The organism is Parvibaculum sp. (genome assembly GCF_045863935.1).
Lineage (GTDB): Bacteria > Pseudomonadota > Alphaproteobacteria > Parvibaculales > Parvibaculaceae > Parvibaculum.
The window spans coordinates 24390-37105 of the sequence record NZ_BTVP01000006.1 but is presented as its reverse complement, the minus strand read 5'-3'; the positions used below and the strand labels follow the sequence as shown (position 1 = coordinate 37105).

At 62.6% G+C, this 12716-nt stretch carries 13 protein-coding genes; 6 read left to right on the top strand and 7 right to left on the bottom strand.

Features of this window, described 5'->3' with window-relative positions:
- Positions 1 to 75: 75 nt before the first annotated feature.
- From ACKUUH_RS04010 to ACKUUH_RS04000, 3 genes are all read left to right on the top strand, one after another.
- A complete protein-coding gene (locus ACKUUH_RS04010) occupies positions 76 to 879 on the top strand; it encodes a Coq4 family protein (protein WP_407948574.1) in 804 nt (267 codons plus the stop codon).
- Positions 880 to 969: 90 nt separating this feature from the next.
- Positions 970 to 1329 carry an arsenate reductase gene (locus ACKUUH_RS04005; RefSeq protein WP_407948573.1) on the top strand — a complete coding sequence of 120 codons (360 nt, stop codon included), beginning with the start codon at positions 970 to 972 and terminating at the stop codon, positions 1327 to 1329.
- Positions 1326 to 1922, top strand: coding sequence for a GNAT family N-acetyltransferase (locus tag ACKUUH_RS04000; protein WP_407948572.1), 597 nt, complete (start codon positions 1326 to 1328; stop codon positions 1920 to 1922). The genes ACKUUH_RS04005 and ACKUUH_RS04000 overlap by 4 nt, the downstream gene beginning before the upstream one ends.
- Here the strand turns inward: ACKUUH_RS04000 and ACKUUH_RS03995 are convergent.
- Positions 1919 to 2248, bottom strand: a complete 330-nt coding sequence (locus ACKUUH_RS03995; RefSeq protein ID WP_407948571.1) for a sulfurtransferase TusA family protein — start codon at positions 2246 to 2248, stop codon at positions 1919 to 1921. The two genes, ACKUUH_RS04000 and ACKUUH_RS03995, sit on opposite strands and share 4 nt — an antisense overlap.
- A gap of 178 nt (positions 2249 to 2426) precedes the next feature.
- Between ACKUUH_RS03995 and ACKUUH_RS03990 the strand changes: the two genes are divergently transcribed.
- Positions 2427 to 4229, top strand: coding sequence for a long-chain-acyl-CoA synthetase (locus ACKUUH_RS03990; protein ID WP_407948570.1), 1803 nt, complete (start codon positions 2427 to 2429; stop codon positions 4227 to 4229).
- Between the two features lie 72 nt (positions 4230 to 4301).
- On the opposite strand, the gene ACKUUH_RS03985 is transcribed toward ACKUUH_RS03990, so the two are convergent.
- Positions 4302 to 5519, bottom strand: coding sequence for an LLM class flavin-dependent oxidoreductase (locus tag ACKUUH_RS03985; protein ID WP_407948569.1), 1218 nt, complete (start codon positions 5517 to 5519; stop codon positions 4302 to 4304).
- 110 nt (positions 5520 to 5629) lie between these two features.
- Positions 5630 to 6259 (bottom strand): TetR/AcrR family transcriptional regulator, encoded by a 630-nt coding sequence (locus ACKUUH_RS03980; RefSeq protein WP_407948568.1) that lies wholly within the window; start codon positions 6257 to 6259, stop codon positions 5630 to 5632.
- A 158-nt stretch (positions 6260 to 6417) separates the two neighbouring features.
- On the opposite strand from ACKUUH_RS03980, the gene ACKUUH_RS03975 reads away from it, so the two are divergent.
- Positions 6418 to 7236, top strand: a complete 819-nt coding sequence (locus tag ACKUUH_RS03975) for an SDR family NAD(P)-dependent oxidoreductase (protein ID WP_407948567.1) — start codon at positions 6418 to 6420, stop codon at positions 7234 to 7236.
- A gap of 7 nt (positions 7237 to 7243) precedes the next feature.
- On the opposite strand, the gene ACKUUH_RS03970 is transcribed toward ACKUUH_RS03975, so the two are convergent.
- The 4 genes from ACKUUH_RS03970 to ACKUUH_RS03955 all read right to left on the bottom strand — a co-directional run bounded on the left by ACKUUH_RS03970 (position 7244) and on the right by ACKUUH_RS03955 (position 11139).
- Positions 7244 to 8308 carry a beta-N-acetylglucosaminidase domain-containing protein gene (locus ACKUUH_RS03970; RefSeq protein ID WP_407948566.1) on the bottom strand — a complete coding sequence of 355 codons (1065 nt, stop codon included), beginning with the start codon at positions 8306 to 8308 and terminating at the stop codon, positions 7244 to 7246.
- 13 nt (positions 8309 to 8321) lie between these two features.
- The gene (locus tag ACKUUH_RS03965) at positions 8322 to 9254 is read right to left on the bottom strand and encodes a glutathione S-transferase family protein (protein WP_407948565.1); all 933 of its coding nucleotides are present in this window, start codon (positions 9252 to 9254) and stop codon (positions 8322 to 8324) included.
- Between the two features lie 8 nt (positions 9255 to 9262).
- Positions 9263 to 10048 carry a glutathione S-transferase family protein gene (locus tag ACKUUH_RS03960; RefSeq protein WP_407948564.1) on the bottom strand — a complete coding sequence of 262 codons (786 nt, stop codon included), beginning with the start codon at positions 10046 to 10048 and terminating at the stop codon, positions 9263 to 9265.
- 110 nt (positions 10049 to 10158) lie between these two features.
- Positions 10159 to 11139 carry an MBL fold metallo-hydrolase gene (locus tag ACKUUH_RS03955; RefSeq protein WP_407948563.1) on the bottom strand — a complete coding sequence of 327 codons (981 nt, stop codon included), beginning with the start codon at positions 11137 to 11139 and terminating at the stop codon, positions 10159 to 10161.
- A gap of 174 nt (positions 11140 to 11313) precedes the next feature.
- On the opposite strand from ACKUUH_RS03955, the gene ACKUUH_RS03950 reads away from it, so the two are divergent.
- Complete coding sequence (locus ACKUUH_RS03950; protein WP_407948562.1) at positions 11314 to 12711, top strand: arylsulfotransferase family protein; 1398 nt, start codon at positions 11314 to 11316, stop codon at positions 12709 to 12711.
- The last annotated feature ends 5 nt before the right edge of the window (positions 12712 to 12716 follow it).

The following is a 12716-nucleotide window of genomic DNA, read 5'->3' as shown; positions in this document are numbered from 1 at the left end:
AAGAATGTCAGTACTGGCTATATAACCATCCAAGGCTGGCGGCAGCAGGCTCAGTATAGCAACGGGACATAACCCATGACGATTGCAAGCCCAACAGAGTTTGACGGCAAGCTTGTGGCGAAACGGAAGCGCAAGCGCATTCAGCCGCTCAAGGCTCTGCGCGCGATCCGGGCACTCATCGCCGACAAGGAAGATACGAGCCAGGTCTTCAGGATCATCGACGCCCTGTCGGGCGGCGCCAACGACCGGCAGTTCCAGCGCTTCGTGAAGACGGAGACCGGGCAGCGCATTCTCGCCGAGAAGCGCAATCTCATCACCGCCCTCAGCGATCGCGACTATCTCTCAAGCCTGCCGGAGGGCACGCTCGGCCACACGTATTATGAGTTCATGGCCGAAGAGAACCTCACGGCGGATGGCCTCGTTGCCGCCAGTGAAGTGATTCCCGAGCGCGACGACCGCACAGAAGCAGAGCGCATCTTCGGTTACCGTCTCCGCGACCAGCATGACCTCTGGCATGTGAGCACCGGCTATGGCCGCGACGGTCTTGGCGAGCTTGCGCTTCTTGCCTTTACCTACGCGCAGACGCGCAATCGCGGCATCGGCTTCATCGTTCTCGTCGGCGCGCGGATTACCCGCAAGAACCTCCCGCAGGTGGATGCCTGGCGTATCGTTCGCGAAGGTTTCAGGAACGGCAAGCGTGCTGCCTGGCTCCCCGAGACGGATTGGGAAGCGATGCTATCGAAGCCGCTGTCGGAAGTTCGCGCGCTTCTCAAGATCGAAGACCCCAAGGCCTATCGCGAAGCCGAGCCTCATTCCCTGGCGGCCGAAGCGGCCTTCAAGGCCATGCGGGCCGAGCAGCAGCAAAAGCAGGCCGCCTGATCGCCTGACAAGGCATATCTCTTCCGGATTTTGGCACCGGCCCCGTCCCCCGCTATGCTCGCGACAGCGAGACTGAAAGGGAATGGGCCGGTGCTGACCGTTTACGGGCTGAAGAACTGCGATACCTGCCGCAAGGCGCTCAAATGGCTTGAGGCGGAAGGCATTCCCCACAGGTTCCACGACCTGCGCGCCGACGGTATCAAGCTCGCCGAAGTGAAGCGCTTCGCCAAATCCGCGGGCTGGGAGACACTTCTCAACAAGGCCGGAACCACCTGGCGCGGCCTGCCCGACACGCAGAAGGCCGATGTAAGCGAAGTTGAGGCGGTCGTCCTCATGGCCGAGCACCCGGCGCTCATCAAGCGTCCCGTCTTCGATTTCGGCAAGGGGGAGGTGGTCGCCGGCTTTCGCGACCCGCAAAAGGAGGCCGTTCTGAAGGCGGCCGGCAAATGAAGATGCGGCGCCGGAGCGTTGACGAACCGACGCTCGCCCTTCCGCTCGAAACGCCGCGCCTCCTTCTCCGCGATTTCGTCGCGCGGGATTTCGAGGCCGTACACGCCTATTCCTCGCTCGATGAGGTGACGCGGTTCCTTGTCTGGGGTCCCAACACGCCGCTGCAGAGCAAGCAGACGATCCAGGCCTATCTCGACGACCAGAAGGAAAAGCCGCGACAGAATTTCGACCTTGCGGTCATCCGCAAGGGCGAGGGCCGGCGCGGGGCAAGACAACAGCTTATCGGCGGCGTGGGGCTCAAACTTTGCGACGGGGAGAACCTCACCGGAGAGGTCGGCTACGCGCTGCACCCGGACTACTGGGGACAGGGATATGCGCTGGAGGCCGCCCGCATGATCGTTCATGCGGGCTTCAGCGAGTTCGGTCTGCAGCGGATCATCGCGACCTGCGACCAGCGCAACAAGGCGTCCGCCCGCGTGATGGAAAAGCTCGGCATGCGCCGCGAAGGCGTGTTCCGGCAGAGCAAATACATTCAGGGCGAGTGGCGCGACGAGTTCCTCTACGCGATACTCGCGGCGGAATTTCTTCGCTAGAGGTCGCTCACAGGCTTCGAGAGGAGTTCGTCGTCCGGTTCGCGAATGTTCTCGCCACGGCGGATCAGGAATTCGACCCAGGTTCCCCGGTCCCGGACCTCGACGAGTTCATGGCCTGCCTCGGCACAAAAATGCGGCATGTCGATCCGCGCGACCGGGTCGCTCGCAAATACCCTTACAAGCCGTCCGGGTTCCAGCCGGATGAGCCGCTTGCGGGCGCGCAGAACGGGTAGCGGGCAACGCTGGCCGATCACATCGAGCAGAACCTCGCCGGGGTCGCCCGGCGCGCTTTCATCTGTCGTCTCGCCGCTCATTTGCAGGTCCATGCGTGCCGCCGTGGATTTCGCGGCTGATAATGGGGCCGTCCCGCCTTGCTGTCACGTCCGGCATGAGTAACGCCGATTTTACGCCCCGAAATGTGGCTTTTCTTGACGCTCCAACCGGGGGACGGGCATAACTGACAAAAGCGCGGAATACGCATAATGCAACGGGAGGAGGGTCGAGATGGGTCTTGTCAAACGGGTCGGCAATGAAATCATCTTCGTGCGCGCGGCGCTCCGTTCGCTGGGGAAGCTGAAGGAGATCAGGGAGGACGCGTCTCATACCTTCGCGGACACGATCGAAAAGCTGGCAGCGGAAAAGCCGAACAACATCGCCATCTATTTCGAGGACCGCACGGTCACCTATCGCGAATACAACGCCGAGGCCAATCGCTATGCGCGCTGGCTGAAAGAGCAGGGGCTCGGTCGCGGCGACGTCGTTGCGCTGATGATGGAGAACCGTCCGGAATATCTGATCGCCTGGCTGGGCATCGTCAAGACGGGCGCGACGGCGGCCCTGATCAACACGAACCTCACCAAGGGTCCGCTTGCGCATTGCCTCAATATTTCAAACGCGAACCATCTGGTGCTTGGCGCGGAGCTTGCGGAGAATTATTCGACGGCGGCCGATCAGATTGAGCGGCCGATGACCGTCTGGACGACAGGCGGGCAGATGCAAGGAGCGCACGACCTCGATGCCGCACTCGCGCAGCAGTCCGGCGATCCCTTGCCTGCGGACATCCGCAAGGACGTGACGCAGGACGATAACGCGCTCTTCATCTACACAAGCGGCACGACGGGAAACCCGAAGGCGGCCCGCATTCCGCATGTTCGTCTCAGAAGCATGATGGCAGGCTTCGCCGCGGGGGCGAATGCGAGCGAGAAGGACCGCATGTACATCGTGCTGCCGCTCTACCATTCGGCTGGCGGCGTCTGCGCCGTCGGTACGACGCTCACGGTCGGCGGCTCGGTGATCCTGCGGCGCAAATTTTCGGCCACGCAATTCTGGGACGATACCCACAAGTACAAGGCGACGCTCTTCCAATACATTGGCGAGCTGTGCCGCTATCTTCTCAACACGGAGAAGCATCCGAAGGAACGGAAGCACAAACTCCGTATGGCGGTCGGCAACGGGCTCAGGCCCGAGATATGGACGACCTTTCAGAAGCGATTCCGCATTCCGCGGGTGCTCGAGTTCTACGGCGCCACGGAAGGTAACGTGGCGCTGATGAATTTCGACGGCACGCCGGGCGCGATCGGACGGGTTCCGGGCTGGGCGAAGAACAAGTTCAACGTGGAGATCGTGAAGTTCGACATCGAGAAAGAGCAGCCGCTGCGCGGCGCGGACGGTTTCTGCATGGTCGCGGAGCCCGGCGAAGCCGGTGAGGCGCTCGGCAAGATTTCGGACAATCCGGATCAGCCGACGGGCCGCTTCGATGGCTACGCCAAGAAGGAAGAAACCGAGAAGAAGATCCTGCGTGACGTCTTCGAGAAGGGCGACATGTGGTTCCGCACGGGCGACCTTCTGCGCCGGGACAATCTCGGCTACTTCTATTTCGTCGACCGCATCGGCGACACGTTCCGCTGGAAAGGCGAGAACGTCGCGACTTCCGAAGTCGCGGAAGCGATCTCCGTCTTTCCGGGCGTCAAGGAAGCCAATGTTTACGGCGTGCATGTGCCCGGCGCGGACGGGCGCGCGGGCATGGCCTCGATCGTTGCCGAGAACGGTTCGCTCGACCTCGACAGGTTCCGCGTCCAGATGCAGAAGGAGCTGCCGGACTATGCCGTGCCGGTCTTCCTGCGCATCCAGCCGGAAATGGAAGTCACCGGCACCTTCAAGCACCGCAAGGTGGAACTCGTGAGGGAAGGTTTCGATCCGTCGGCTATTCCTGAACCGATCTTCTTCAACTGCCCCGTGCAGAAGAAATACGTGCCGGTCGACCAGCATCTCTACGGCAAGATATGCTCGGGCGAGTTCAGGCTTTAGCGCGGTCTCGAACTGCAAATCAAAAAGGGCGGCTCGAAAGAGCCGCCCTTTTCGCATTCAGGCTGTGGCGCCTTATTCGGCGGCGTCGGTCTTCTTGTCGAGGCCCATTGCCGCGAGGATTTCGGGACGGATGTTCTCCGTGCCCTTCTTCTCGATATGCTGCGCGACGCGGCTGCCGACAGCCATCATCGCCTGGCCCATGAATTCCGGACGATTGTCGCGTGCCCAGTTGAGCGAAGCTTCGCGATTGTCGTTGAGCTGCTGGAACTTCGGGAAGACGTAGCGTGCCATGAGTTCGTAGGAGTGCCTGGTGTTCTCCCAGTTCGCCCAGTTATGCGCGAGCTGCATGAAGCAGCCGAAGCCGCCCGACTGCTGCTGCAGGCGCTCGATCTGGGCAATGGCGTCGTCCGGCGTGCCGACCACGGCCATGCCGGAAGCGATAAGCGCATCCACCGGATCGGAGCCGTCCGTCGGTGCCAGCGGCAGGGCCGCCACTTCGCGGAAGTAGTAGAGCCACTGTTCGAGGCCGAAGCGCACGTTCTCGCGCGCTTTTTCCCGCGTCTCGGCGATGTGAACCGGGCCGACGAGGCGCCACTGGCTGCGGTCGACGGTCTTGCCGTTGTCCTTGGCGGTGTCCTCGCAGATTGCCCAGTTCGATCCGAGTGCATTGAAGCCGCCCGCCGAGGTCGCGCCGATCGAGAGCAGGCCGAGGCCGTGGCGGCCGGCGGCCGTTGCGCCGGTGGGCGAAACCTGGCTGGCGACCGCGATCTCGACGGAGGGCCGCGACCAGGGTGTCATCTGAAGCTGCGCGTCCTTCAGTTCGAACCAGTCCGTCTTCGCCGTCACCTTCTCGCCGCGCAGCAAGGGAACGATCACGTCGAGCGCTTCGTCCATCATGTCGCGCTGTTTTGCCACCGTGATGCCCATCATGAAGGCATCGGAGGGAAGCGAGCCGGGGCCCACGCCCAGCATCACGCGGCCGCGCGTGATGTGGTCGAGCTGGTTGATGCGGTCGGCGAGCATCAGCGGATGGTGATAGGGGAGCGAGGAGACGCCGGTGCCGAGTTTGATGTTGCGCGTGCGCTCCGCGACCGTGGCGATGAAGAGTTCGGGGCTGGCGATCAGTTCATAGCCCGCCGAATGGTGTTCGCCGATCCATGCCTCGTCATAGCCGAGCTTGTCCATCAACTGGACGAGTTCGATATCGCGTTCGAGTGCGAGGGTGGGATTTTCGTTGAGCGGGTGGAACGGCGCGATAAAGGCGCCGAACCGCATTTTCTGTCCTGGCATGATTGCGTTTCCTCAGTCTGTGAATGTCGTCTGGCCCTATCGGACCGCCGGGCGGCCCTTTTGTCCATAGGTTAGATGCCGTCCCCGGCGGGCGCCGTGCTTGTCTTCCTTCAGGTCTTCTTCCTGAGACCGTTGAGCTGGAATTCGAGAAGGCCGCGGTTGATTTCGTCCGTGTCCGATTCAGGGTTCTGGAGCCACCAGGCGGTGAAGGCGCTCCATGCGGCGACAAGGGCGATGGCGGCCATTTCCGGGGGGCAGCCGGTCGTGAACTCGCCGCGCTTCTGGCCGCGTTCGACGATGTGGGTCACGAGGTCGAGCACGCTTTCGTTCACCACCGCAGCCTTGCTGACGAGGGCCGGCTGGTCCAGGAAGTCGCTCAGCATCTTGTGCATGACGGGCGCGTTCAGTTCCCAGGCTTCGCGAAGAACGGAAACGAGAAGGAGCAACTCCTCCTCCGCGCTTCCCTCGTAGCCTGCAAGCCGTTCGGCGAGCGAGCGGGTCACTTCCTCGTTGAAAACGGCAATGAGGGCGGACTTTCCGGGGAAATGGAGGAAGAAGGTCGCTTTGGCGACGCCGGCCGCGGCGCAGATTTCCTCGATGGTCACCTTGTCGTAGTCGCTCTCGGCAAAGAGCCGCATCGCGGAACGGTAAATCTCCTGCCGCGTGCGTTCCTTCTTGCTGGACCGGCGTGGGGCGCCCTCCATCTTCGGCGCTGCTTTCGATTTCAGAAGTCTTGTCATTGGCTCGGCGATCTCCTCGGGACAAAAATAGACTGTGGTATATTTCTTCACAAGTCCGCATTTGCCCGGGAAGGCCGGGATGGGGTGGGGCGTTGCCTGTCTAGGGCTCTTACCCTAAGACTCAGGCATCAACCATAAGAAGCTTCCGGGAGAAAAACATGGGACGGGTAAGCGGCAAGGTAGCGCTGGTCACGGGCGCGGCGAGCGGTATCGGCCGGGGGGCGGCGGTCGCGCTGGCTGCCGAGGGTGCCAAGGTCGTGGTGACCGACGTGGACGAGGCGGGCCTCAAGGAAACGGTCGAGATCATCACCAAGGCAGGCGGCACGGCAAGCGCTCACCGTCACGACGTGACGAGCGAGGCGCGCTGGCAGGAAGTCGTCGCCGCCGTGAAGGACGAGTTCGGCGGCCTCAATATTCTCGTCAACAATGCCGGCATCGGCATCGGCGCCTCGATTTTCGAGATGAGCTACGAAGACTGGGGCCGCCAGCAGGCGATCAATGTCGACGGCGTCTTCTTCGGCGTGAAGCATGGCATTCCGCTCATTGCGGCATCCGGCGGCGGCTCGGTCATCAACATTTCCTCGATCGCCGGTCTCCAGGGCGCGCCGGGGCTTGCCGGTTACTGCGCGACGAAGGGCGCGGTCCGCCTGTTCACGAAGGCCGTCGCGCTCGAATGCGCGCAGGCGCAGATGAATGTGCGCGTGAATTCGGTTCATCCCGGCATCATCGACACGGCGATCTGGCAGAAGATTCCGCAGGGTGGCGGTGGCGTCGGCGCCGTTTCTTCCAGCGTGCTGCAACTGCCGGAAGGCGCCAACACGATCGACCCGAACGCCATCGCGTTGGTCGGTGCGCCGCTCGGCTATGCGGGGCTTCCTGCCGACATCGCGGCGGGCATTGTCTTCCTCGCTTCCGACGAGTCGCGCTACATGACGGGCTCGGAACTCGTCATCGATGGTGGCATGACGGCCCGCTGAGGGACGTTTACTGCGTCTGGACGATTTCGTCGGTGATGCGCCAGTAGCCATCGAGCCACTGGACGACCTCGCGGGCACAAGGATTGTCGACGGCGGCGTAGCGGGTTCGCAGCGCCGCCGTTTCCTTTTCGCTCATGCCGTCGAGGCCCTTGTCCTGCATGAGCGGCAGGTCTTCAGCCAGCATGCGGGCAAGCTCCGGCCCCGCAACCGTTTCGGCCGCCGCGAGGAAAGCCGTCTCGGCATCGTATTCCGGGTTCCGGTAAACCGCTTCGAGCGTGAGCATCGGAATGAGGCTGAGCAACGGCTGCGATGCAGGGTTGACGCCATGCGCGGAGACGAGAGGGCCGATCTCTCCGCTGCGTCCGGTGAAGCCGCGCAGATGCAGGAAAGGCGACATGCGCTGCCCGTCGTTCACAGGATAATTGTCCCAGATGAAGGGGCGCCGCCTCAGCGTTTCGCCGACGCGGGCGAGGTGATCGGCCGGCATCTCCTTCGAGCAGACGCGGGGGCCTGTCCAGAAAATCTCGATTGACGGATCGAGCCGCTCTCCCAGCTCGTCGAGGTAGCTTTCGGGCCGCTGCCCGAAAACGCGGTCGAGGATCGGGTCGTCGGTATAGTAGCTGGGGCAGACGATGAGCCGCCCCGCCTTGGTGCGTTCGGCCGCGCAATCCACGATCTCGATCTGCTTGTCTGCGAGGCCCGGCAGGTCGCCGCGCATGTCGTCGAAAAGGATCGCCAGGTCGTCGATGCCGATTTCATCGAGCCAGCGGAGCTTCTGCGCCAAGGCTTCGCGCGCCGCGTCGTCGAAATCGAGATAGAGCTCATAGGGGCTCAGCCCGACGCCGAAGCGCACGCCCTCCGCCCGGCAATGGGCGGCGAGAGCGGAAAGATGCTCCACTTCCTCGCGCGGATGCGGTTCGCTCCAGCGGCGGCGCAAAAATGTGTCGGCCTTCGGTGCGTAGAGGAAGAAGCGGTAGCCATGCGGCGCGAGCGCGCTCACATGGGCGGCGCGCGCCTCCCAGTCCCAGGGTCGTCCGTAAAAACCTTCGATGGTGCCAAGTTCGGGAATCATGGCCGCGAGCGTATCACGACTTCAGAACAAGAAAGCCCGCCCGCGGAAAGTGAACCACGACTTCACCGACGCGCGGGTCGCTCCGCTTCAGCGCGATGTGCTGGGCGGAGGAGGAGACGAGTTCGCCGGCGATGGGATCGCGGCCGTAATCGTCCGCCATCACGGTCACCGCATCGCCGGGCTTCAGCCCGTTCGGTTCGCCGGGATCGGCCTTCGCGGCTTCCGTGCTCGTCGCCGCTTTCGCGATATCGAGGGCGTCGTCGCGCGAAATCTCGCTGCGCCGCCCATGCCCGATCCCGGCGACGCGTTTCTCCCAGGCGGCGACGCCCGGAAAACCATCGATCAGTTTCGCGCCTGCGGGGCTTGTCCAGCGCACAAAGGCCAAATTGTAAAAGGCGCTCGCATCGGCGAGCCCGGGATCGTTTCCGGGAAGGAAGCGGCGGCCGTCGGCGAGCTGGTCTTCAAGCCAGCCGAGCTGCGCGCGGAACTGTTCGGCCATCATCGGCGCGGCGGCTTTCATGCCTGCAATGTCGAAGGGACGGCCCGTCAGCTTTTCCCGGTCCTTGATGAAGGCCTCGTCCGCCAGCGGCGTGCCCCCGCCGAAAATGATCGCGACGGCCGCCTGGAAAAAGATGCGATCCGTCCACATGGCGACACCCCATCCGAGTCCCTTGCCGGTGCCCGGAAAAAGCGTCGGCACGGGGAAGCGCATTTCGAGCTCGCGCAGGATGATCTGCGTATCGCAATAGATATCCGCGCCGATCTGCATGACGGGAATTTTCCGGTAGCCCCCGGTCAGTGCCAGCAGTTCGGGTTTCGGCATGATGACCGGCTCGTCGCAAGCGAACCATTCGAGCCCCTTGATGCCGAACGCCACACGCACTTTCTCGGAGAAGGGCGAAATATCGTATTGATGCAGAATGATCGATTGCGCGGTCGCGGCCATGAGTTCCCCTATTCGAATTCGTAACTGAAGCGGATGTTGTTTTTCTTCAGGCCGTCGAGAACGATCTCCGGTCCGCCGGTCTTCATCATCCATTCGAGACGATGGTCGCGATATTCGCGCTTGAAGAGGCCTTGTTCGAGGATGTTCGCCACCTGCTGCATGCCGGCGATGCTGTCGCGAGCTTCAAGCGCCGTGCGTGCAACGCTTGCGCGTTCGTTCGCGCGTCCAAGCCATTTGCCGAGGGGTGAGCCCTCATCCGGTGCGTTGCCGAAGCCTGCCGAGCCGTTGACGTATGGCACCACGGAGAGGTCGCCCCAGCCGAAGGCGCGATCGTTGAACCAGTCGGCGTTGCCGAGTTGCTTTGTCAGCCAGCCCTGAATTCTCGCCGTCTGGTCGGCGGCGCGCTTCTGAATTTCCTTCGCCTTGTCGCCCGTCACGCGGCCGAACCAGGCGATCTCGCCCAGACCCCAGTTGATCGCTTCATATTGTGTGTCGCAGACATCCTCGATCATGCGCACCCTTGCGCGCGCAGCGGCCGTTGCCGGGAGCATGGCGGGTGATGGCGTCCGGTCTTCCAGGTACTCGAGAATGATGGTGGAGTCGAAGACGCGGACATCGCCGTCGATGAGCGCCGGCACCTCGCCGCGCGGATTTGCGGCAAGGAATTCACCCGCACTCGCTCCCGAACCGATCCCGTCCGGCGTTCTCAGTTCGAGGTCTATGTTCTTCTCACGCGCGGATATCTTCACCTTCTGCGCATAGGGCGAGAGCGGGTGTTCGTAAAGAATGGGCATTGCGACCTCCCGGCGTTGTTGCGCGGATCATCGGGGACCGCTCCGCGCCTGTCCACAGGGCGAACGATCACGGGTGCGTGACGTTCCGCGGAACGCCGGAAGACGCGACGTCAGCCGCGCAGGCGGCCTTGCCGTTTCGTGAGTTCCGCCATCTGGCCGAAGATCGTCGGCACATCGTTCGGCGTGTCGTCGCCGGAGAACTCCTTGTAGAGCGTCGATACATTGACGACGATGCGTTCGCCGTCGCCCCAGCTGTCATAATCGGACATATCGATATCGACTGCCGCATCGAAGGCGGAGAGACCCGCATCGTAGCGCTTCCTCGCCTCGTCGCGGACATAGACGAGATAGTCGCGCACGGCCTTCACGCCGTTCTTCCCCGTAATCGGCCCATGCCCCGGCACCACGGTCTCTACATCCATGGCCATGATCCTGTCGCAGGCGGAGATCCAGTTCGAGACCGGACCTTCCCACATGATGGGGTGGCCTTCGATGAAAAGGATATCGCCCGTGAACACGGTCTTGTCGGCCGGTACGTAGACAAGCGAGTCGCCCGGCGTATGCGCGGGCCCGACATGCATGATGCGGATTTCCTTCGAGCCCACATGCCGCGTCAGCTCCGTCTCGAATGTCGTGGTCGGTAATGTCTGCGTGACGCCCTTGAAGTCGAAGGGGCCAAAACATTGCGTCACATATTTCCCGAGGTCGCCAAGGCCCGGCGCCAGGTCGAGGAAGCCCGCGAGCAATGCCGGCGGTTCGTGGCGCATGGCTTCGACCGCGAGCTTGTGGGCGATGATCTCGGCGCCATGGCAGCATTCATTGCCGTTGCAGTGGTCGCCATTGTGATGCGTGTTGACGACGGTCCTGATCTCGGCGGCGGCCTTCGGTTCGGCCTTGCGCATCGCGCCGAGCATCTCGCGCGTCAGCGGCACGTCGAAGAGCGTGTCGACGAGAAACGACTCGCCGCCATCGACAATGAGCCCCGCATTCGACCAGCCCCAGCCGCCGTCGGGCTGCAGCCAGGCATAACCGCCATTGCCGAGGTCGTGCAGACCCTTCGTGTATTGAAAGCGGTTCAATCCCAGACCCATGGAAATCCCCCTGATGAGTTGTTGTGCAGAGTGTCGGGCCGCAGGCCGCCCGCTTCAAGCGTTCATTGACCGGCGCGGCGCTGCCGGTTCCGCCCCCTAATTGCCCAGCTTCCGTCTTGTTGTCGCCACGACCTCACGTTTCGATCTGGATGGGCGGACAGAGGAGGAACAGGCATGGCATACCAGCATGCTGAGATCCGCCATGGCGAAAAGGCAGGCGAAGACGACCACGGGACGTTCGGGAGCCGGTGGATCGGCCCGCTCGTCTTTTTTCTCTCGATAGCGCTGATCGCCTTCATCGCCGGCTCTGTGGTGATGCTTGCGAAACTTCCGCCCTCGAAGCTCCTTACCAATGCCTATGACGCGGCGGGTGCTCTCTATGCGAAAGCGACCGAGTACAGCGACCCTTACAAGACCGACCTCTGGTACGACGCACTGACAGACGACAAGGGCGTGACGACTCTTCTGCCCGACGAGGTTGAAGAAGGCTACACGCTCTATTCCTCCTCGCATAAGCCCAGCGCCTTTCTTGTCGATATGAAAGGCAATGTGGTTCATCGCTGGCATATCGATCCTGAGAAAATATGGACCGGCAGTGAAGCGACGGCCGGGTCCCTCGGCCCGTTCGTCTATATGCGCAGGACCTACATGTATCCGAACGGCGATCTCCTTGCCGTTTACGAAGGGTCGGGCGACACGCCCTGGGGACTCGGGCTCGTCAAGCTCGACAAGGACTCGAATGTCGTCTGGAGTTATCTCGACGAGCGTGCGCATCACGATGTCGGTATCGGCGCGGACGGCACGATCTATGCCCTGACGCATGAGATGAGACACGAACCCGTTGAAGGGCAGGGAGGACTGGAACCGCCGCTGATCGAGGATTTCCTTGTCATCCTCTCGCCCGAGGGCAAGGTCGAGAAGCGTATTTCGCTTCTCAAGGCCATTGCGAATTCCCGCTTCAAGTGGCTGCTATCGGGCCTCAACCGGCGCACGGCGCAAGATCCGCTTCACACGAATTCCGTCAGGGAGGTGGGCAAAGAGGCGGCGGCTCACATGAGCATGGCGCGCGAAGGTGACCTGATGCTCAGCATCCGCAACCTGAAGCTTGTCGCCGTACTCGACCCGGAAACGGAAAAGTTCGTCTGGGGCACGCTCGGTCCCTGGGTGGGGCAGCATTCCGTGGAACCGCTTGCCAGCGGGAATGTTTTACTTTTCGACAACAACGGCAACTACAACGGTCCGGCCGGCTCCCGCGTCATGGAGTTCGATCCGGAGACCATGGAAATCGTCTGGCAGTACGAAGGTACGAAGGACGATCCGCTGAAAAGCGTGCTCCGCGCTTCGGTGCAGCGCCTCGGCAACGGCAATACGCTCATTACCGAGTCGCAGGGCGGCCGCCTCATCGAGGTCACTCCGGAAGGCAAGGTCGTCTGGCAATACGTCAATCCGGTTCGCGGCGGCGAAGGCGACAAGAAACTTCCGATCGTGGTTTGGGGGCGGCGGTACACGCCGTCCGGACTCGACTTCGCGCTCGCGCCCGTCTCTCAATCCAGCGCCGGCGTGTACCGGTAAAGGAG

Bases quoted from the DNA above. Each gene is read 5' to 3' on its own strand.
- ACKUUH_RS04010 (WP_407948574.1), top strand. From the start codon at position 76: ATGACGATTGCAAGCCCAACAGAGTTTGACGGCAAGCTTGTGGCGAAA.
- ACKUUH_RS04000 (WP_407948572.1), top strand. From the start codon at position 1,326: ATGAAGATGCGGCGCCGGAGCGTTGACGAACCGACGCTCGCCCTTCCG.
- ACKUUH_RS03995 (WP_407948571.1), bottom strand. From the start codon at position 2,248: ATGGACCTGCAAATGAGCGGCGAGACGACAGATGAAAGCGCGCCGGGC.
- ACKUUH_RS03990 (WP_407948570.1), top strand. From the start codon at position 2,427: ATGGGTCTTGTCAAACGGGTCGGCAATGAAATCATCTTCGTGCGCGCG.
- ACKUUH_RS03985 (WP_407948569.1), bottom strand. From the start codon at position 5,519: ATGCCAGGACAGAAAATGCGGTTCGGCGCCTTTATCGCGCCGTTCCAC.
- ACKUUH_RS03980 (WP_407948568.1), bottom strand. From the start codon at position 6,259: ATGACAAGACTTCTGAAATCGAAAGCAGCGCCGAAGATGGAGGGCGCC.
- ACKUUH_RS03975 (WP_407948567.1), top strand. From the start codon at position 6,418: ATGGGACGGGTAAGCGGCAAGGTAGCGCTGGTCACGGGCGCGGCGAGC.
- ACKUUH_RS03970 (WP_407948566.1), bottom strand. From the start codon at position 8,308: ATGATTCCCGAACTTGGCACCATCGAAGGTTTTTACGGACGACCCTGG.
- ACKUUH_RS03965 (WP_407948565.1), bottom strand. From the start codon at position 9,254: ATGGCCGCGACCGCGCAATCGATCATTCTGCATCAATACGATATTTCG.
- ACKUUH_RS03960 (WP_407948564.1), bottom strand. From the start codon at position 10,048: ATGCCCATTCTTTACGAACACCCGCTCTCGCCCTATGCGCAGAAGGTG.
- ACKUUH_RS03955 (WP_407948563.1), bottom strand. From the start codon at position 11,139: ATGGGTCTGGGATTGAACCGCTTTCAATACACGAAGGGTCTGCACGAC.
- ACKUUH_RS03950 (WP_407948562.1), top strand. From the start codon at position 11,314: ATGGCATACCAGCATGCTGAGATCCGCCATGGCGAAAAGGCAGGCGAA.